The following is an 18,466-nucleotide window of genomic DNA, read 5'->3' on the forward strand; positions in this document are numbered from 1 at the left end:
ATCTCATTTGTCTTAAAGCCAATCGGGAGATAAGACCATGGATTTTGATTTCCTGCGTGATATCACCGGGCAAGTTAAGGCCCGTTTTTCAATGGGTCATGAAGTTATCGGCCACTGGCTGAATGAAGAGATTAAGGGCGATCTCAGCGTGCTGGACACCATCGAAGCCGCCGCTGAGGAAATCAAAGGCAGCGAGCGCACCTGGCAGTTGGTGGGGCACGAATATACGCTCTGGTTTGACGGCGAAGAAGTCATGGTGCGCGCCAATCAGCTGGATCTGGAAAGCGACGGCATGGAAGAAGGCATGAACTACTACGACGAAGAAAGCCTGTCGTTCTGTGGGATAGAAGATTTCCTGCTGGTGCTGGAAAAGTACCGCGCCTTTATCATTACCTACCGCTAATCGGCAAAAAATCGAATAAAAATGGCCGCAGCCTCGTGAAGAAGTGCGGCCTTGTCACTGAGAGAAAATGTCAGACCTGCGGAATATTTCTTCCGTAGTAGATTTCCTGCATCTCCTTATAAAGAAGCGTCGTGATCTCTTTCCGCTCCTTTGCGCTCAGCTCGTCAGGTCTGGCATTAAACAAATAATGTTTGAGATCGAAATCCTTCAGCATCATCTTGGTATGGAAAATATTTTCCTGATAAACGTTCACGTCCATCATGTGATACAGCGACTTCATGTTCTCTGACATAAAGTTCTGGATCGAGTTGATTGAATGGTCGATGTAGTGTTTCACGCCGTTGACGTCGCGGGTAAAACCGCGCACGCGATAGTCAATGGTGACGATGTCCGATTCCAACTGGTGAATGAGGTAATTCAAGGCCTTAAGTGGCGAAATCACGCCACAGGTTGAGACCTCAATATCTGCGCGGAAGGTACAAAGCCCGCCTTCCGGATGGCTTTCCGGATAGGTGTGAACGCAGATGTGGCTCTTGTCGAGGTGGGCCACCACTGAGCTCGGTAACGGGCCGGGATGCTCGGAAGTATCGACGTCTTTAGGATCAATCGGTTCTTCGCTTACCAGAATCGTAACGCTGGCACCCTGTGGTTCATAATCCTGACGTGCAACGTTGAGGACGTTCGCACCGATAATCGAACAGGTTTCGGTGAGAATTTCCGTCAAACGGTTGGCATTATATTCTTTGTCAATGTAGGCGATATAGCCGTCGCGATCGTCTGCGGTCTTGGCATAACAAATATCGTAGATACAAAAACTCAGGCTTTTTGTCAGGTTATTGAAGCCATGCAGTTTCAGCTTTTGCAATTTAGTTCACCCCCTTATGGATGCCGTTTCAGCGCGAGGCCGAAAGGGCATTCAGTAGATACTGTGGCAAGGCAAAGCTGCCGTAATGAATAGCCGGATTGTAGTAACGGCTGATGATACCCGAGGCGGCAAAACGCGCCTGTAGAGTGCCGGTATCAAGCTGCCGATACTGCGGATTATTGGTTGCCCATGCGAAGGTCATGATCCCGCCGTAATAGGTTGGAATCGCTGCCTGATAAAAGCTGACATCCTGGAAATAGTGCGTCAATTTCTGGTGGCTGTTGACCGCCTCTTCCTGCTGCAGGAAGCAGACGCCGTTCTGGGCAACGAAGATCCCACCGGGCTTCAGGCAGCGGGCACAGCCTTCGTAGAAGCGTGAAGTAAACAGACTTTCGCCCGGCCCGATAGGGTCGGTACAGTCGGAGATAATCACGTCGAAGGTCTCTGAGGTTTGGTTAACGAAGTTAACGCCGTCGTCAATCACCAGATTGAAGCGGGCATCGTCATAGGAACCGGCGCTATGGTTAGGGAGATACTGACGGCAGAATTCGACCACGCCCGCATCAATTTCGACCATGGTGATGTGTTCGACGGTTTTATGCCGACAGACTTCGCGAAGCATACCGCCGTCACCGCCACCGATGATAAGTACCTTCCTGGCGCTGCCGTGCGCCAGTAGCGGAACGTGGGTCATCATCTCATGATAGATGAACTCATCGCGCTCGGTGGTTTGCACCACGCCGTCGAGGGCCATGACGCGTCCCAGTGCGGCGTTTTCGAAAATCACCAGATCCTGATGCTCGGTTTTGTCGCGATACAGCTTTTTTTCAATACTGAAATACTGGCCGAAGCTGGCGTGCAGCGTCTCATACCAAATTTCTTTCTGGGATCCTGTTTGAGACATAATCTCACCTTTCTCCTGAGTAATCACAGCCATGAAAAATTGGCGCATTATGATAGCTAACGAGGACGCGGCATGCACGGTCAAATTTCAGCCATAGGAAAACATGCAATCGGGTGTTAAACGAGAGGGACGGGGCTAACAAGTGATTTTAGCTCACCCCTGAGAAACAGGGGCGAGAAACGAGGGATTAATTGGTGTAGGCCAAAAGTCCAAGTGAATCACGCGCGAGTGATTTGCACTTAACCGGCTTGGGCACGCTGATGCCGCTGAGGTCGCGATAGCTGTCTTCGCCCAACGACTGCATGTCGAAGTCACCGTAATTGGTGAGGTCCCAATGGTTCTGCTCGGCAAAATAGACGATCGCGCGTTTTATTTGCGTGTTTGGCAGCTGCTCGTAGCCACAGTTATTTTTCAAATAAACAAAAACGGCGGTTAAATCGGCCAAATCTTCGGCTTCCGGCTCGCTAAGGGCCTGACTGGCAGAGGAGAATCCGAGTAAGGTCAGCAATAGCAGACTGAGGGTGGTTTTTTTCATGCTCTGCCTTGTTTTTGCGGGTAAATTTAATCTTTCCAGTAAGCCAATTTTGGCGAGTAGTCGTGTCTTTAGCACAATAAAAATATTCGTCATAGTGATGATTAGGCCCGTAAATTATCAAAATGACGTTACCATATTTGCTACAGCGCTCATAAATTTCTTTTACATCTCTTTTTTACATAATTTATATCCGCTTGACCTTAACCCTGGGGAAAGGTTTAGGCTGAGCCATTCTGCCTTTCTTCTGACTTCACAAGGAGCGACCATGTATCGTCGTGATTTTATCAAACTGGCTGCGCTTTACGCCGGCGTCGCTGTTCTCCCTACCTGGAGCCGCCAGGCTTTCGCGGTCAGCCGCCCTGCGTTGCCCGTGCCTGAAATCCTCCAGCCTGACGTCAGAGGAACCTATCACCTTACCCTGCAACAGGGGCAGAGCCGGTTTTTGCCGGGCGTCAATACTGCCACCTGGGGCGTCAACGGTAATCTGCCTGGGCCCGTGCTGCGGCTGCGTCGCGGTAAGCAGGTCGGCGTTAGCGTGAAAAATTCTCTACCCGACGCCAGCACCGTGCACTGGCATGGTCTGGCTATCCCAGGCGACGTTGACGGTGGCCCGCAGGCGATGATTGCGCCGGGCGGCAGTCGCGAGGTGCATTTTACTCCCGATCAGCCAGCGGCAACCTGCTGGTTCCATCCGCATCCTCATCAAACCAGCGGTTATCAGGTGGCGATGGGGCTGGCGGGGATGGTGATTATTGACGACGATGACGCCGATAAACTGCAAATCCCTTCTCGCTGGGGCGTCGATGATATCCCGGTGATCCTGCAAGACAAACGCCTTAACGACGCCGGTCAGATTGATTACCAGCTTGATATCATGACCGCGGCGGTGGGCTGGTTTGGTCAACATATGTTAACCAACGGGGTGATTTATCCACAGCACGGCGTGTCGCGCGGATGGCTCAGGCTGCGCCTGCTCAACGGCTGCAACGCGCGCTCGTTGCAGATTGCCGCCAGCGATAATCGTCCGCTGTATGTGATTGCCAGCGACGGCGGTTTTCTGCCGGAGCCGGTGAAGGTCTCTGCCTTGCCGATGCTGATGGGCGAGCGTTTTGAGGTCATGATCGACTGTTCGGACGGCAAGGCGTTTGATCTGGTGACCCTGCCGGTACAGCAAATAGGGATGACGCTGGCACCCTTTGACCAACCGCTGGCGGTATTAAAGATTCAGCCAACCGTGACACAGTCTGGCGGCAGCTTGCCAGATTCATTGATTTCGCTGCCGGCTTTACCGTCGCTTGACGGCCTGCCGACCCGCTGGCTACAGCTCATGATGGACCCACAGCTCGACCAGCAGGGGATGCAGGCGCTGATGACCCGCTACGGTCACGGCGCAATGGCGGGAATGCGCATGGACCACGGCAGTGCGACGTCTGACGCTTCTTCAATGAACGGCATGTCGATGGACTCTGGCGGCATGGCGGGAATGTCGATGTCGCAGGGCGCTGCTCACTTTGACTTTATGACTGCCAACAAGATTAACGGCAAGGCCTATGACATGAATCATCCGGCGTTTGCGGTTAAGCGGGGTCAGTACGAGAGGTGGACGATTTCGGGGGAAGGCGACATGATGCTGCATCCTTTCCACATCCACGGCACCCAGTTCCGTATCCTGACCGAAAACGGCAAGCCGGTCGAAAAACATCGTCAGGGGTGGAAAGACACCGTGCGCGTAGAGGGCGGTCGCAGTGAGGTTCTGGTGCGTTTCGACCATCTCGCCGACGCTCAGCATGCCTATATGGCCCATTGCCATCTGCTCGAGCATGAGGATACGGGCATGATGACAAGTTTCACGGTGGCTTGATTAAGCGCTGAAGACCTTGCGGTAGCGTCGGCTTTATTGTTGCGCAACATTCTCCTTGCGCAACGTTCTTTGCTATACTCCCCGCGCAATAAAGACTGCCATCACCCATACTGATGGCAGGACTCATTTAATTTTTTAGGTGGCAAGGCTTTATATGAAACACACTGTAGACGTAATGATTTCCGAGCAGGAAGTAAAAAACCGTATCACCGAATTGGGCCGTGAGATCACGGAGCATTACCGCGACAGCGGCAGTGAGATGGTTCTGGTGGGGCTGTTGCGCGGATCCTTTATGTTTATGGCGGACCTGTGCCGTGCCATCGACGTGCCTCACGAAGTCGATTTTATGACGGCGTCCAGCTACGGCAACGGTATGTCCAGCACCCGCGATGTCAAAATCCTGAAAGACCTCGATGAGGATATCCGCGGCAAAGACGTGCTGATCGTTGAAGATATTATCGACTCGGGCAATACCCTGAGCAAAGTGCGCGAGCTGTTCCAACTGCGTGGACCAAAGTCGCTGGCTATCTGTACGCTGCTCGATAAACCTGAGCGTCGTGAAGTTGACGTGACCGTTGAGTACGTCGGTTTCACCATTCCAGACGAGTTCGTTGTGGGTTACGGGATTGACTACGCGCAGCGTTATCGTCACCTGCCGTACGTCGGCAAAGTCACCATGCTGGAAGAGTAAAGCAGTCGCTACCCGATTGAGCCATTTCTGACGTCGGCAGGGCTTGATAAGTAAGGCACATCGTGGAACGTTTTAACGCCTCAGACGTTGTAAAGTCTGAGGCGTTATTGTTAGTGCGGAATTTATTTCGGTTGCTCAAGCAGGGCTGAAACACCCCGGTGATAGCGTTGTTCAAGCATTTCGCGGCTGGTAGAAGTGATGTCCAGATCGCGCAACAGCCCGTCCTGAAGTCCGTAAACCCAACCGTGCAGGGTGATTTTCTGCCCACGTTGCCATGCGCTTCGCATCACGGTGGAGTGGCCAAGGTTATAAACCTGTTCCACCACGTTGAGCTCACAGAGTTTGTTCAGACGATCGTCTGGCTCCAGCTCGCTTAACGCGTTGCCGTGTTTGAAATAGATGTCGCGAATGTGTAGCAACCAGTTGTCGATCAAGCCCAGTTCAGGGTTTTCAATCGCAGCCTTCACGCCACCACAGCCGTGGTGGCCGCAGATTATCACATGCTCGACCTCAAGAACGTCGATGGCATATTGCACCACTGACAGACAGTTGAGATCGGTGTGGATGACCAGGTTCGCCACGTTACGGTGAACAAAAAGCTCACCGGGTTCGAGTCCGGTCAGACGTTCTGCGGGGACGCGGCTGTCTGAACAGCCAATCCACAGAAAGCGGGGTTTTTGAGCAAGAGAGAGGCGTTCGAAAAAGCCAGGATCTTCCTCTTCCATAATTTTTGACCAAGCAGCGTTGTTGCTGATCAGCGTTTCGATATCTTTCATGAAAGTTAATAGCCTGTAAGAAAGCGTCTACGTTGGAGTAATATAAGACAACTCAAATGAAATTCAAAAGGGTTCTGTTCGGCCCTAATTGTAAACAAAGAAATAAAACCTCGGAAAAAGGTAAGACTTCACTTATGACATACGCTTTAGAACTGGAGAAGTTAACCAAAACCTACGCAGGTGGTGTGCAGGCATTGCGCGGTATCGATTTACGCGTTGAAGCCGGTGATTTCTATGCACTGCTTGGTCCTAACGGGGCCGGAAAGTCGACCACGATTGGGATTATCAGCTCGTTGGTCAACAAGTCAGCCGGCAAGGTTCAGGTATTTGGTTACGACATCGACAAGGACATTGTTAACGCTAAGCGCCAGCTCGGACTGGTTCCTCAGGAGTTCAACTTTAACCCTTTTGAAACCGTGATGCAGGTGGTGGTCAATCAGGCCGGTTACTACGGCGTTAAGCGCTCGGACGCCATCTCGCGTGCCGAAAAATACCTCACCCAGCTCGACCTGTGGGGCAAGCGCAATGAACGTTCCCGCATGCTGTCTGGCGGGATGAAGCGCCGTCTGATGATTGCCCGTGCGTTAATGCACGAGCCAAAACTGCTGATCCTCGATGAACCGACCGCGGGCGTCGACATTGAGCTGCGTCGTTCGATGTGGGGCTTCCTGAAGGAGCTCAACGCGCAGGGCACGACCATCATTCTGACGACCCACTATCTCGAAGAAGCCGAAATGCTGTGCCGCAATATCGGCATCATCCAGCATGGCCAGCTGGTCGAAAACACCTCGATGAAGTCGTTGCTGTCTAAGCTGAAGTCTGAAACCTTTGTGCTTGATTTAGCGCCTAAAAGCGCTATCCCACATCTTGACGGCTATCACAGCACGCTGCTCGATACCTCGACGCTGGAAGTGGAAGTCATGCGTGAACAGGGGCTGAATTCACTGTTTAGCCAACTCAGCAAGCAGGGGGTTCAGGTGTTGAGCATGCGTAATAAAGCCAACCGTTTGGAAGAGCTGTTTGTCGACCTGGTGAATGGCAGTGAGGGTAAAAAATAATGTCGCAACTCTACTGGGTGGCACTTAAAAGTATCTGGATGAAAGAGATAAACCGTTTTGGACGTATCTGGGTGCAAACCCTGGTGCCACCGGTTATCACCATGTCTCTCTATTTTGTGATTTTCGGTAATCTGATTGGTTCTCGTATCGGCGATATGCACGGTTTTAGCTACATGCAGTTCATCGTTCCGGGCCTGATCATGATGTCGGTTATCACCAACTCCTACGCCAACGTTGCCTCGTCGTTCTTCAGCGCCAAGTTTCAGCGCAACATTGAAGAGCTGCTGGTGGCACCAGTGCCGACGCACGTAGTGATTGCCGGTTACGTCGGCGGCGGCGTGGCACGCGGTATCTGCGTGGGGATCCTAGTGACTATCATTTCGCTGTTCTTCACCCACTTGCAGATCCACTCCTGGTGGGTGATCGCCGTGACGCTGTTGCTGACCGCAATCCTGTTCTCGCTGGGCGGCCTGCTGAACGCCGTGTTTGCGAGCAGTTTCGATGACATCAGCCTGATCCCGACCTTTGTACTGACCCCGCTGACCTACCTGGGGGGCGTGTTCTACTCCCTGACGCTGCTGCCACCGTTCTGGCAGGCGGTCTCCAAGCTAAACCCTATCGTGTATATGATTAGCGGCTTCCGTTTCGGTTTCCTGGGAATCTCCGATGTGCCGCTGGTATTCACCCTGACGGTGCTGGTCGCCTTCATTGCGGTGTTCTATCTGCTGGCCTGGTATCTCATCGAACGCGGTCGTGGTCTGCGGACCTAGCTGTGATGGCGTCTCCCGCTTGTCGGCGGGAGACGCCTTTATCCTTAGTTTTAACCTGGTGTAATAGCCTGCAACAGCTGCCGGGTATAAGGATGCCGAGGTTGCTGCCAAATTTGCTGATGACTGCCTTGCTCCACCGACTCCCCCTGATACATCACCATTACCCGGTCTGCGATATAGCGCACTACCGCCAAATCGTGTGAGATAAACAGCAGCGACAGCTGCCTTTCCTGCTTTAAATCTACCAACAGATTCAGAATTTGCGCCTGCACCGAGACGTCTAGTGCCGACACCGGCTCGTCGCAAATAATCAGCTGTGGATTGACTATCAACGCGCGAGCAATGCCAATGCGCTGCCGCTGGCCGCCCGAAAATTCGTGCGGATAGCGCTCCACTGAGTTGGCCGGTAAACCGACCTGATCGAGTATTTTCAACACCGCCTGATGATGCGTGGCCCGGTTGCCCAGCCGGTGGACCCGCAGCGGCGTCCTGAGGATTTCACCAACCGTATGGCGCGGATTGAGCGAGGCGTAGGGATCCTGAAACACCATCTGGATACGGCGTCTTAGCGGCGCAAGCTGCGAGGACGTCAGTTGAGTAATATCCTGCCCCTCGAAATTGATGCTGCCACTTTTTGGCGTCAGCAGGCGTAGTATCAGTTTGGACAGAGTCGACTTGCCGCAGCCTGATTCACCCACCAGGCCCAGCGTCTCGCCCGGCATAATCTCCAGCGATACGTCCTTGACCGAGGCGGTTTGGGGGCTGGCTGAAGGATAATGAAAGCTGACTTTCTCCAGCTTTAGCAGGGGACGTCCGGCATTTTGAATCGGGCGAGCGGGTACAATGGGCGGCGTGTAAAGGGTCGGGGGAGCGTCGAGATGATGGACAATCTCCGTCAGACGACTGCTGCGGTAGTGTGTGGCCTGACTGCCGTGCAGCGAAGCGGCCAGCAGCCCTTTGCTGTAAGCATGCTGCGGGTGCTGAAACAGCGCCGACTTTTCGGCCTCTTCAATCTTTTCACCCTGATACATAACCGCGACACGGTCCGCGCGCTGTTCGACCAGCCCAAGGTCATGAGTGATAAACAGTACACCCATGCCCAACTCCTGGCGCAGTTTGTCCAGCAGGCTGAGGATCTGAATCTGCACCGTGACGTCCAGCGCCGTGGTCGGCTCGTCGGCGATCAGCAGTTTGGGTTCGCAGGCTACCGCCATGGCAATCATTACCCTTTGCCGTTGGCCGCCCGAAAGATGGTGTGCATAGTCATCGATGCGTTTTTCTGCGTAGGGAATATTGACCCACTGCAACAGCTCAATGGCCCGCACGCGCGCTGCTTTAGCTGAAAGACCGAGATGCAGGCGCAGAGTCTCGATAATTTGCTGGCCGATAGTGAGCACCGGGTTAAGCGAGGTCATCGGCTCCTGAAAAATCATCGCGATATCTTTGCCGCGTAATTGGCGAACGCGAGCCGCGGGCAGGGCGAGCAGGTTGGTGCCCTGATAGAGTATTTCGCCACTGAGGCGGGCATTGTCTGGGGCAAGCCGCATCGCCGACAGCGCGGTAATCGACTTGCCGCAGCCCGACTCGCCGACCAGCGCCATAAACTGACCCTGCTGCACCTGGAGATTCAGTTGGCGCACGGCGGCGTATTCACCAAAGGTGACACCGAAGTTTTTGAATTCGAGAAGAGAGGCCATGAATTATTTCCCCTTGCTGCGCGGGTTGAGCCAATTGTTCAGGGCGTCGCCCAGCAGATTGAGCGCCAGAATGGTCACCGCCAGCGCACTGCCCGGAATAACCGCCAGATACCAGGCGTTCTGCAATGACTGTCGGCCATCGCCAATCATGCTGCCCCAGCTGATACGGTTAGGATCGCTGAAGCCGAGAAAGGCCAGCGAGGACTCAGTGAGAATCGACGAGGCCATTAGCACCGACAGGGTGACAATCAGTGAGGGCAGCACGTTGGGCAGCAGTTCACGAAAAATAACGCGCAGCGGGCTGTAGCCGAGGCTGTGCGCTGCCAGCACGAAGTCCAGTGAACGCAGCTGACGATACTCGGCTCGAACCAGCCGGGCGATCATCGGCCATGATGCGAGTCCGATGGCGAATGAGATATAGGTGACGGTCGGTTGCCCCACTACCACCAGCACCACCACCAATAGAAACGACGGGAAGGTCTGGAACAGTTCGGCAAGACGAACGACAACGCGGTCTGTCCAGCCGCCGAAATAGCCCGCGCTGGCCCCGGCAATAATGCCAATCAGCAGGCTGACGACCACCGCACTGAAGCCGATTTGCAGCGAAACCTGGGCACCGTGAAACAGCTCAGACGCGACGTCGCGCCCCAACGAGTCGGTGCCGAGCCGATACGCAGGGTCATCGCCTGGCCACAGGAAAGGCTGTGCCACCATCTCCAGCGGATCGCCGGGAAACAACCAGGATGCCAGAGCGGCCATTGTGAGCACGATCAGCAGCAGCACGCTGCCCACCACCGCCTCGAGCGAGTGCCAAAAGCGCCGCCAGCCCGAGAGACCGGCCGGTTTTTGCGTCAATGCGTTAGCAAGTAAAGGATCGACTGCACTTTTCATTTTTTGCCCTCGATGCGTGGGTCAAGCCAGCTTTGCAGTACGTCGACCACAATATTGACGCTTACCACCAGAAACGCCGAGAGCAGCAGCACGCCAAGGACCACGTTGAAGTCGCGTGCCACAATCGCCTCCATCGCCAGACTGCCGAGTCCGGGCCAGTTAAATACCGTTTCGATGACCGCCGCGCCGCCCAGCAGATTACCGAAATACATGCCGGCCACGGTGGTTACCGGCATCAAGGCGCAGCGCAAAATATGGCGCAAAGCCACGGTGCGCGGGTGCAGCCCTTTGGCGTGGGCGGTGCGGACAAAGTCCTGACTGGCGATTTCCAGCATCGCGCTGCGGGTGAGGCGGGCATAAATGGCGATGAAATAGCTGCTCAATGACAGGACCGGTAGCACGGCATGGCGGAGTGTATCGACTATCGCGTGCCAGCCGGTGAGATTGGCGCCTACGGTCTGACTGCCGCCGCTCGGTAGCCAGTCCAGCTGCACCGAGAACAGCAGCAGGATGACCAGCCCCATCCAGAAACCCGGCAGTGAATAGAGCAACAGATTCAGCAGCGTGAGCAGACGGTCGGGCCATTTATTGGCCCAGACCGCCATGATGACGCCAAAGCTGATACCCACGACCAGCGCGACACACTGCGCCAACAGCATCAGCAACAGGGTATTGGGCAGACGGGAAAGGATGAGCGTGGTGACGTCCGTGCCGTAGCGCGGTGAATAGCCGAGATTAAAATGCGCCAGATGCGAAAGATAGCTGTAGAACTGGAGCAGTACCGGCTTATCCAGCCCATACTCCGCGCGTAGCCAGGCCATATTTTCGGCGGTTGCGCTGCCGGACTGGCTCGCCATAACATCGACCACGTCGCCGGGAACCAGCTGGAGAAACAGGAATACCACCAGCACAATCCCCAGCGCGGCGGGCACCGCCTGAAAAAGTGCCCGACCCAGCGCGTAAAAGATCCGGGTCAAAGATTCCATTGTTGGCCACCGTCCCAAAATGACGGGCGCAGAGCCGCGTAGAAGCCGTTAACCAAGGTGACGGTGTCGTAAACCGGCAGGCCAAATCGCGCCCGAATCAACGCGCTGAACGGTGCGAGGTTGGTGCATTCCAGTACAAAGGCGCCCGCATTCGGGAAGCGTTTCAGCGCAGCCTCGGCGGCGCTGAGTACCTCGTCGGCCAGCGTCTGCCAGCTTACCGAGGTGTCACCTTCACGGATAGACCGCACGAACGCCGAGCTTGCCGGCATACCGGCGACGGCGGCGTCACCTGGGATACCGACGCGGGTAAGATAGTCTGCTTTCAGCGTTGTTTCATCGAAAGTGAGGATCAGCGGCTGACGATGAGCGGGCAGCAGCTGACGCACGGTAACGTACTGCAACAGGCTGCTGGTGACCACCGGCACCGGCGACCATTCGGCCAGCTGTTGCTGATACCACGACAGATAGCCGCAGCTGGTGGTCAGCCCGTCGACGCCTTCGTCAATAAGCGCCTGCGCCGCACGTTTGAACGGTTCGAGCAGCTTGAACTCGCCCAGATGCCCCATGCGTTGAGGTACTGCCTCCTCCACCACCTTATAGCGCACCGGAAAATTCCAGGTATTTGGGTTGCCGATATCGCCGTGATAGCGGCGGAAATGCGTTTTCACCATCAGAATGCCAAGGGTTGCCGGTTTAACGTCGGCTCTGTTTGATTGCTGACTCATCGCGTTCTCCGAGTGCCGTTGTTAAGGTTTAGGGTCGACCCAAACCGACGAAAGATTGCCTTCTACGCCGTCTGCGGTCGGTGAACTGTCATGAACCCGCTTGTTGGCAAGGGTAATAAACTGCGGTGAAGCCAGCGGGATATCGGGCACTTCTCGCTGCACAATGTCCTGAAACTGCCTGAATTCATCAATGCGTTTCTGGGCGTCGTTTTCGGTTTGCGCGGCTTCGAGCAGTTTATCGACTGCCGGATTGTTGTAGTGAGTGATGTTGGTCCAGGGGACGCCCAGACGATAGTTCTTCGACCAGTAGAGGCGCTGGACGCCGACCGTGGGATCGTAGAGATTGGCGTACTGGTCGATGGAGAACTGGAAGTCTCGACGAGTAAAGACGCGTTCGGCGTAGGTGGAGATATCCTGAGAGCGAAGGGTAACGGCGATGCCGATTCTGCTCAGCGCCGAGCGCACAAACTCTGCATTCCGGCGGAAGGTATCGTCATAGGTGTTGTAGTCGAGCGTCACGCGCAGTCGAATACCGTCGCTGCCTTGCTTGTAACCGGCGTCATCGAGCAGTCTGTTAGCGGCCGCAAGGTCATATTGATAAGGCGAGGGTGCGGCGCTGTGGAACGCTTTCAGGCCGGGAGCAATCGGCGATTCGGTGGGCGTCGCATAGCCAAAATAAACCACCCGCAGCAGTGCTTCACGGTTGATGCTGTGGGCAATTGCCTGACGCACGCGGATGTCTTTAAACAGTTTATCGTCAAGGTTGAAGTAAATTGACGCCACGCTGTAGTTATAGTTGTACCCCTTATAGTCAAACACCAGATCCGGCCTCTTCTGGAGTGTTTTTAGCTCGCTGAGTGCAACCGGCGTGCGATAACCCAAGTCGGCCTGTCCGGTTTGTAAATCAAGCGATCGAACCACCGGATCGGTTGAAAACTTCACGATCAGCTGATCGATATACGGCTTAGGCGCGTCCCAATAATTTGGGTTACGTTTATAGATGATATAACTGCCGCGAACCCATTTTTCAAAGATATAAGGCCCGGTACCGATCGGGTGATTATTATTTTCATTTTTTAACGGGTCAGTATTGGCATAAATATGTTTTGGCAAAATAGGTGTTTCGCCGGCGGCAAAGGCGCGAATCAAATAAGGTGCCGGATGACTGAGTTTAAATACTGCCGTTAAAGGATCGGGGGTACTTATCGACTCGACGTTGGCAAAAGTGGCTTTGGCGCGCGGATGTGTCTTCTTCAGCAGGTCGATGGAGAAGGCCACGTCTTGCGAGGTAAACGGCTGACCGTCGGTCCATGTCACCCCTTTACGCAAATGGAAGGTGTACTGTAGGCCATCCGCGCTTATGTCCCACGAGGTTGCCAGCTGCGGCAGCGGGTTGAGGCTATAGTCGTAGGTCAGCAGTCCTTCATTGACCTTGCTGCTGACGGCAATAACCGGCTGTGCCACCGTGGCTAACGCCACCAGCGCCGAAGGTTCACTCGGTAATATCAGGGTCAGCGTCCCACCTTGATGCGGCGTGATAGTCTGGCTCTGCGCCGTAGCGGAAATAAACAGGATCCCTAGAATAAATAAAGACAAAGCACGACTTAATTGTCGAAATAAGCGCATAACAATAGCCCTTTCTTTGTAATAGAAGAGATGAGTATTTTTAAATCGAATTAAAAGCTATCAAATCTCTATTTTTAGGACTATGAACTTAAAAGTGTTTTAAAAGCAGAAAAATGGCAAAGGGAAACGGCAGAGGTAAATAACAGCGAGATATCATCGGACAAATAAAAACGGGAGCACAGGCTCCCGTTTTTTACGCAATTTTCAGCATTCAGGCAACCTGAACGGGCACCGCTTTTGCGGTACGTTTCAGCTGATTCGCGCCTTCAAAATAGGCCACTTTAGGCTGATGTTGACGCGCATCGGCATCGGACATCTGCACGTAGGAACAAATAATCAGCAGATCGTCAACGCTGGCGCAGTGCGCCGCTGCACCGTTTACCGAGATAATGCGTGAGCCGCGCTCGGCCGCGATGGCGTAGGTAGAGAAACGCTGACCGTTAGTCACGTTATAAATATCGATAGCTTCGTATTCAAGGATCCCGGACGCATCCAGGAAATCCTGATCGATGGCGCAAGACCCTTCATAGTGTAAATCGGCATGCGTCACGTGAACGCGATGTAATTTACCCTGCAGCATTGTGCGAATCATAATTCTTACCTTTACCTTCGAAGTCAGTGATGAATATTAAACGGTTAAATCCACTTCCTGATTGTCGATCAATCTAGCGTTGCCCAGCCAGGCCGCCATCAAAATAACCGCTGATGTGCTGTCGACCGACAAATCACGTAACGTTTTTGCATCGCGAATGAAAAGTTCGTCCGGCTGAAAACCGGCTTCGCGCAGCTGCTCGGCACAATCGGCCAGCAGCTCTTCAACATGACGTTCACCCTGAGTCAGGCGCGTGGCGACCTGATTCATAATCTTGGCAAGACGCGGCGCGATTTTACGCTCGTCACTGGTCAGATAGCCGTTGCGAGAGCTGAGCGCCAAACCGTCTTTGGCGCGCACGGTCGGCACGCCGACAATTTCGATGTCATACCCCATATCTTCTACCAACGCGCGGATCAGTGCCAGCTGTTGATAGTCTTTTTGGCCGAAACAGGCGACGTCTGGCTGTACCAGATTGAACAGCTTACTGACAATGGTTGAAACGCCGCGGAAATGCCCCGGACGGCTGGCACCTTCGAGAAGGGTCGACAGACCCGGAACGTCGACCTGAGTTTGTGACGCGAGGCCTTTAGGATAGACCTCCGCCGGCACCGGAGCGAACACCAGATCGACGCCTCGTTTGTTCAGCTTCTCGCAGTCTTCCTGCAAGGTACGCGGATAGCGCTCGAGGTCATCGGCGCGCTCAAACTGCATTGGATTGACAAAGATGCTGACGATGACAATATCCGCCCGCGCTTTGGCTTCGTCAACCAGCGTCATGTGGCCCTGATGCAGATTGCCCATCGTCGGCACCAGCGCGATGCGCTGGTTATTTTGTTTGAAAAAGCGAATCTCACGGCGCAGCAGCGGAATAGTTTCAATGATTAACACAATTATGCCTCTATCTGAGTTGCAAGGTGCTTACTGAAAGCTGTGTTCAGGTCCAGGGTATACGCCTTCCTCAACCTCTTTGACATACAAACGTACGGCATCGCGGATGTCACCGGCCTCGGCGAGGAAGTCTTTGGCAAATTTAGGAATATGGCCACCGGTGATGCCAAAGGCATCGTGCATGACCAGAATCTGACCGTCGGTTGCGTTACCCGCGCCGATACCGATGACCGGTATTGTCAGCTCTTCAGTGACGCGACGGGCCAACTCGACGGGCACACACTCCAGCACCAGGAGCTGGATACCGGCTTTTTGCAGCGCCAACGCGTCCTGCAACAGCTGATTGGCCGCCGCTTCACCACGGCCCTGAACCTTATAACCGCCGAAGATGTTAACCGACTGCGGCGTCAGCCCCAAATGACCACAGACCGGCACGGCGCGCTCGGTCAACGCGGACACGGTGTCGCACAGCCAGCTTCCTCCCTCGAGTTTGACCATGTTAGCGCCGGCGCGCATCAGCTGAGCGGCGCTGTCGAAGGTCTGTTCCGGCGTGGCATAGGTCATAAAGGGCAGGTCGGAAAGCAGCAGCGCTTTAGGCGCACCGCGACGAACGCAGCGGGTGTGGTAAACAATATCTTCGAGGGTGACCGGCAACGTTGAGTCCTGGCCCTGGACAACCATGCCCAGTGAGTCGCCAATCAGCATCACGGGAATACCTTGTTCCGCGAAAAGCTGGGCAAAGCTGGCGTCATAGGCGGTAATGGTCGCAAATTTGTGTTTTTCCTGCTTCCATTGGCGAAGTTGGCTCATGGTGGTTGCTTTCATTGTAATTTCTCAGCCTTATAAACTGTCAACTATCCTGTTGGCTATTCTACTGGAAGCTCACTCAATCACGTAGTCTGTTTGAGGTAAGTTAAAGTTACCTCACACTTTAAGAAACACTTAATAAGTGGCGGATATACTGAATAAGCGGGCGCAGTAGCGCGGATAAAACCAGGGCGAACGATGAGAATTCTACTGATTGAAGACGACAAGATGATTGGCGACGGCATCAAAGTGGGCCTCACGCGCCTGGGATTTACCCTCGACTGGTTCACCGATGGCATGACCGGCAAGACTGCGCTCGACAGTGCACCCTATGACGCGGTTATCCTTGACCTGAGCCTGCCGGGGCTCGACGGCATGCATCTGCTGCGTCAATGGCGGCAGGGAGGAAACGATACTCCAGTATTGATTCTGACGGCTCGGGATGCGCTGGAGGATCGCGTCAGCGGGCTTCAGTCCGGTGCCGATGACTATCTTTGTAAACCCTTTGCGCTGGTGGAAGTTGCCGCGCGGCTTGAGGCGCTGATTCGCCGCCGACACGGACAGGTGACGCCCAAAATTCAGCACGGCAACGTCGAATTTGACCCCGCCTCGCGTGGCGTGAGCCTCAACGGTGAGCCCGTCGTGCTCACCTCGCGGGAAGTCTCGGTGCTGGAGCTGTTTTTACGCAATAAAGGCCGCGTATTACAGCGCCAGCTGCTGCAGGAAAAGCTCTACAGCTGGGATCAAGAGGTCAGCAGCAACGCCGTCGAGGTCCATATTCATCACCTGCGCCGCAAGCTGGGCAACGGTTTTATCCGTACCCTTCACGGCGTGGGTTACATTCTGGGTGATGAAAACTCGTGAGGTTATCTTTCAATTTACGCACCCTGCGCGCCCGGTTGAGAACCCTCAGCCTCAAGATGCGGCTGATCCTGCTGTTTGCGGTGCTGGCGTTGGTGACCTGGACAGTGGCGAGCAGCATCGCGTGGCAGCAGACCCGCCATAAAATTAATCAGGTATTCGATACCCAGCAGATGCTGTTTGCCAAGCGTCTTGCGACGGCCGATCTGGGCGACAAGCTGGTTAAAGGTCAGGACGTCGACCTGCCCGGTACCAAGACGCTGGTGGATAAACACCACCGTGGACATACCGACGATGACGCGCTGACCTTTGCGGTTTTCGACCGAGAGGGGCATATGCTGCTCAACGACGGTGAACACGGCAAGGCGATTCGTTTCGACAAAAACGCGCAGGGATTCACCGATGCCGAACTTAAGGGGGATGACAACAGCTGGCGTTTGCTGTGGCTGACCTCGACCGACGGACGATACCGCATCGCCGTGGGGCAAGAGTACGATTACCGCAGCGATATGGCGTGGGACATGGTGAGCGGTCAGCTGCTGCCTTGGCTGGCGTCCTTGCCGGTGCTGATGTTGGCCATGATTGTCATGTTGACGCGTGAGCTGCGTCCTCTGCGGCGCGTGGCGCATGATTTACAGCATCGTGCCGCCGACGAGGCGCAACCGCTCTCGACCGAAAAAATCCCCGGCGAGGTCATGCCGCTGGTGCAGTCGCTGAATTCGCTCTTTGCCCGCACGCAGGACATGCTGGTGCGTGAGCGGCGTTTTACCTCGGATGCCGCTCACGAGTTGCGCAGTCCTCTGGCCGCGCTGCGGGTGCAGACGGAGGTCGTTCAGCTGGCGGGAGACGATAAGCAGGTGCGCGAGAATGCGGTGAAAAATCTGACCACCAGCATCGATAGGGCCACGCGCCTTGTCGATCAGCTTTTGACCCTCTCGCGCCTTGAATCCTTTACCTCGCTTGATGACCTGTCGCCGATTGACTGGCCCGAGCTAGTGGCGCAGGCGCTGATAGAGCAGGACGCAACCGCGCATCGCAAAGGCGTCGAGTTGATACTGGAACAAAAGGGTACGCCGCCGCCGATGCGTGGACAGCCTCTGCTGCTCTCTCTGCTGGTCCGTAATCTGCTGGATAATGCCATTCGCTATTCGCCGACGAGCAGCGCAGTGCGCCTGACGTTATCGCCTACGGGCCTGTGTCTCGAAGACGGAGGGCCAGGGCTCACTGCGGATCACTTGTCGCGTCTGGGAGAACGTTTCTACCGACCACCGGGACAGGAGCAAACCGGCAGTGGACTTGGGATTTCGATAGTCCTTCGCATCGCACAGTTACACGGTATCAGGGTCACCTATGCCAATGCACCCGAGGGAGGGCTGCGCGTATTGCTGACGTTTTAAAACAGACGCCATCCACAGGGTGCGCCGAGTGAGGCGGTGCTAGCCTTATGTTCTAACGCAAATTTTATTCCCGAGCTTCTGCTAGAGTTACAGGTACGGATTTTAAAACGTCTTTTATCCATACTTTTTA

Annotated in this window: 19 protein-coding genes; 7 read left to right on the forward strand and 12 right to left on the reverse strand. The window is 54.7% G+C overall.

Going from position 1 to position 18,466, the window contains the following annotated elements; genetic code table 11:
• Window positions 1–37 precede the first annotated feature (37 nt).
• Entirely contained in the window at window positions 38–403 is a 366-nt protein-coding gene (gene yacL / locus BS640_RS01990; RefSeq protein WP_017489961.1) for a protein YacL, read from the forward strand.
• A gap of 70 nt (window positions 404–473) precedes the next feature.
• Here yacL and speD read toward each other — a convergent pair whose 3' ends face one another.
• The 3 genes from speD to BS640_RS02005 form a co-directional block, all read right to left on the reverse strand.
• Window positions 474–1,268 (reverse strand): adenosylmethionine decarboxylase, encoded by a 795-nt coding sequence (gene speD, locus BS640_RS01995; RefSeq protein WP_017489962.1) that lies wholly within the window; start codon window positions 1,266–1,268, stop codon window positions 474–476.
• A gap of 28 nt (window positions 1,269–1,296) precedes the next feature.
• Window positions 1,297–2,172 carry a polyamine aminopropyltransferase gene (speE, locus tag BS640_RS02000; protein WP_084911774.1) on the reverse strand — a complete coding sequence of 292 codons (876 nt, stop codon included), beginning with the start codon at window positions 2,170–2,172 and terminating at the stop codon, window positions 1,297–1,299.
• Window positions 2,173–2,359: 187 nt separating this feature from the next.
• Window positions 2,360–2,707, reverse strand: a complete 348-nt coding sequence (locus BS640_RS02005) for a YacC family pilotin-like protein (RefSeq protein WP_017489964.1) — start codon at window positions 2,705–2,707, stop codon at window positions 2,360–2,362.
• 265 nt (window positions 2,708–2,972) lie between these two features.
• On the opposite strand from BS640_RS02005, the gene cueO reads away from it, so the two are divergent.
• Together cueO and hpt are read left to right on the forward strand one after the other, a co-directional pair.
• Window positions 2,973–4,568, forward strand: coding sequence for a multicopper oxidase CueO (gene cueO / locus BS640_RS02010; protein WP_084911736.1), 1,596 nt, complete (start codon window positions 2,973–2,975; stop codon window positions 4,566–4,568).
• Between the two features lie 154 nt (window positions 4,569–4,722).
• Window positions 4,723–5,259 carry a hypoxanthine phosphoribosyltransferase gene (gene hpt / locus BS640_RS02015; RefSeq protein ID WP_017489966.1) on the forward strand — a complete coding sequence of 179 codons (537 nt, stop codon included), beginning with the start codon at window positions 4,723–4,725 and terminating at the stop codon, window positions 5,257–5,259.
• A gap of 122 nt (window positions 5,260–5,381) precedes the next feature.
• Here the strand turns inward: hpt and can are convergent, their stop codons facing one another.
• Window positions 5,382–6,035, reverse strand: a complete 654-nt coding sequence (gene can, locus BS640_RS02020) for a carbonate dehydratase (protein ID WP_017489967.1) — start codon at window positions 6,033–6,035, stop codon at window positions 5,382–5,384.
• 134 nt (window positions 6,036–6,169) lie between these two features.
• On the opposite strand from can, the gene BS640_RS02025 reads away from it, so the two are divergent.
• Together BS640_RS02025 and BS640_RS02030 are read left to right on the forward strand one after the other, a co-directional pair.
• The gene (locus tag BS640_RS02025) at window positions 6,170–7,093 is read left to right on the forward strand and encodes an ABC transporter ATP-binding protein (protein WP_026110269.1); all 924 of its coding nucleotides are present in this window, start codon (window positions 6,170–6,172) and stop codon (window positions 7,091–7,093) included.
• The gene (locus BS640_RS02030; protein WP_017489969.1) at window positions 7,093–7,863 is read left to right on the forward strand and encodes an ABC transporter permease; all 771 of its coding nucleotides are present in this window, start codon (window positions 7,093–7,095) and stop codon (window positions 7,861–7,863) included. The genes BS640_RS02025 and BS640_RS02030 overlap by 1 nt, the downstream gene beginning before the upstream one ends.
• A gap of 50 nt (window positions 7,864–7,913) precedes the next feature.
• Here the strand turns inward: BS640_RS02030 and BS640_RS02035 are convergent, their stop codons facing one another.
• The 8 genes from BS640_RS02035 to panB all read right to left on the reverse strand — a co-directional run bounded on the left by BS640_RS02035 (window position 7,914) and on the right by panB (window position 16,096).
• Window positions 7,914–9,560: an ABC transporter ATP-binding protein gene (locus tag BS640_RS02035; protein ID WP_017489970.1), complete on the reverse strand. Its 1,647-nt coding sequence runs from the start codon at window positions 9,558–9,560 to the stop codon at window positions 7,914–7,916.
• A 3-nt stretch (window positions 9,561–9,563) separates the two neighbouring features.
• Window positions 9,564–10,451 (reverse strand): ABC transporter permease, encoded by an 888-nt coding sequence (locus BS640_RS02040; RefSeq protein ID WP_084911738.1) that lies wholly within the window; start codon window positions 10,449–10,451, stop codon window positions 9,564–9,566.
• Window positions 10,448–11,437, reverse strand: coding sequence for an ABC transporter permease (locus BS640_RS02045; RefSeq protein WP_017489972.1), 990 nt, complete (start codon window positions 11,435–11,437; stop codon window positions 10,448–10,450). The genes BS640_RS02040 and BS640_RS02045 overlap by 4 nt, the downstream gene beginning before the upstream one ends.
• On the reverse strand, window positions 11,425–12,162 hold the full coding sequence (locus tag BS640_RS02050) for an aspartate/glutamate racemase family protein (protein ID WP_017489973.1): 738 nt from the start codon (window positions 12,160–12,162) through the stop codon (window positions 11,425–11,427). The genes BS640_RS02045 and BS640_RS02050 overlap by 13 nt, the downstream gene beginning before the upstream one ends.
• Window positions 12,163–12,183: 21 nt before the next feature.
• Complete coding sequence (locus tag BS640_RS02055) at window positions 12,184–13,788, reverse strand: ABC transporter substrate-binding protein (RefSeq protein ID WP_017489974.1); 1,605 nt, start codon at window positions 13,786–13,788, stop codon at window positions 12,184–12,186.
• Window positions 13,789–13,999: 211 nt separating this feature from the next.
• Window positions 14,000–14,380, reverse strand: a complete 381-nt coding sequence (panD, locus tag BS640_RS02060; protein WP_017489975.1) for an aspartate 1-decarboxylase — start codon at window positions 14,378–14,380, stop codon at window positions 14,000–14,002.
• Window positions 14,381–14,416: 36 nt separating this feature from the next.
• Complete coding sequence (gene panC, locus BS640_RS02065) at window positions 14,417–15,271, reverse strand: pantoate--beta-alanine ligase (protein ID WP_017489976.1); 855 nt, start codon at window positions 15,269–15,271, stop codon at window positions 14,417–14,419.
• Window positions 15,272–15,301: 30 nt separating this feature from the next.
• Entirely contained in the window at window positions 15,302–16,096 is a 795-nt protein-coding gene (panB, locus tag BS640_RS02070) for a 3-methyl-2-oxobutanoate hydroxymethyltransferase (protein WP_017489977.1), read from the reverse strand.
• A 180-nt stretch (window positions 16,097–16,276) separates the two neighbouring features.
• Between panB and qseB the strand changes: the two genes are divergently transcribed.
• Together qseB and qseC are read left to right on the forward strand one after the other, a co-directional pair.
• Window positions 16,277–16,942: a quorum sensing response regulator transcription factor QseB gene (qseB, locus tag BS640_RS02075; RefSeq protein WP_017489978.1), complete on the forward strand. Its 666-nt coding sequence runs from the start codon at window positions 16,277–16,279 to the stop codon at window positions 16,940–16,942.
• A gap of 35 nt (window positions 16,943–16,977) precedes the next feature.
• A complete protein-coding gene (gene qseC, locus BS640_RS02080) occupies window positions 16,978–18,336 on the forward strand; it encodes a quorum sensing histidine kinase QseC (RefSeq protein WP_084911776.1) in 1,359 nt (452 codons plus the stop codon).
• Window positions 18,337–18,466: the final 130 nt, after the last annotated feature.

It is taken from the genome of Rouxiella badensis, assembly GCF_002093665.1.
Lineage (GTDB): Bacteria > Pseudomonadota > Gammaproteobacteria > Enterobacterales > Enterobacteriaceae > Rouxiella > Rouxiella badensis.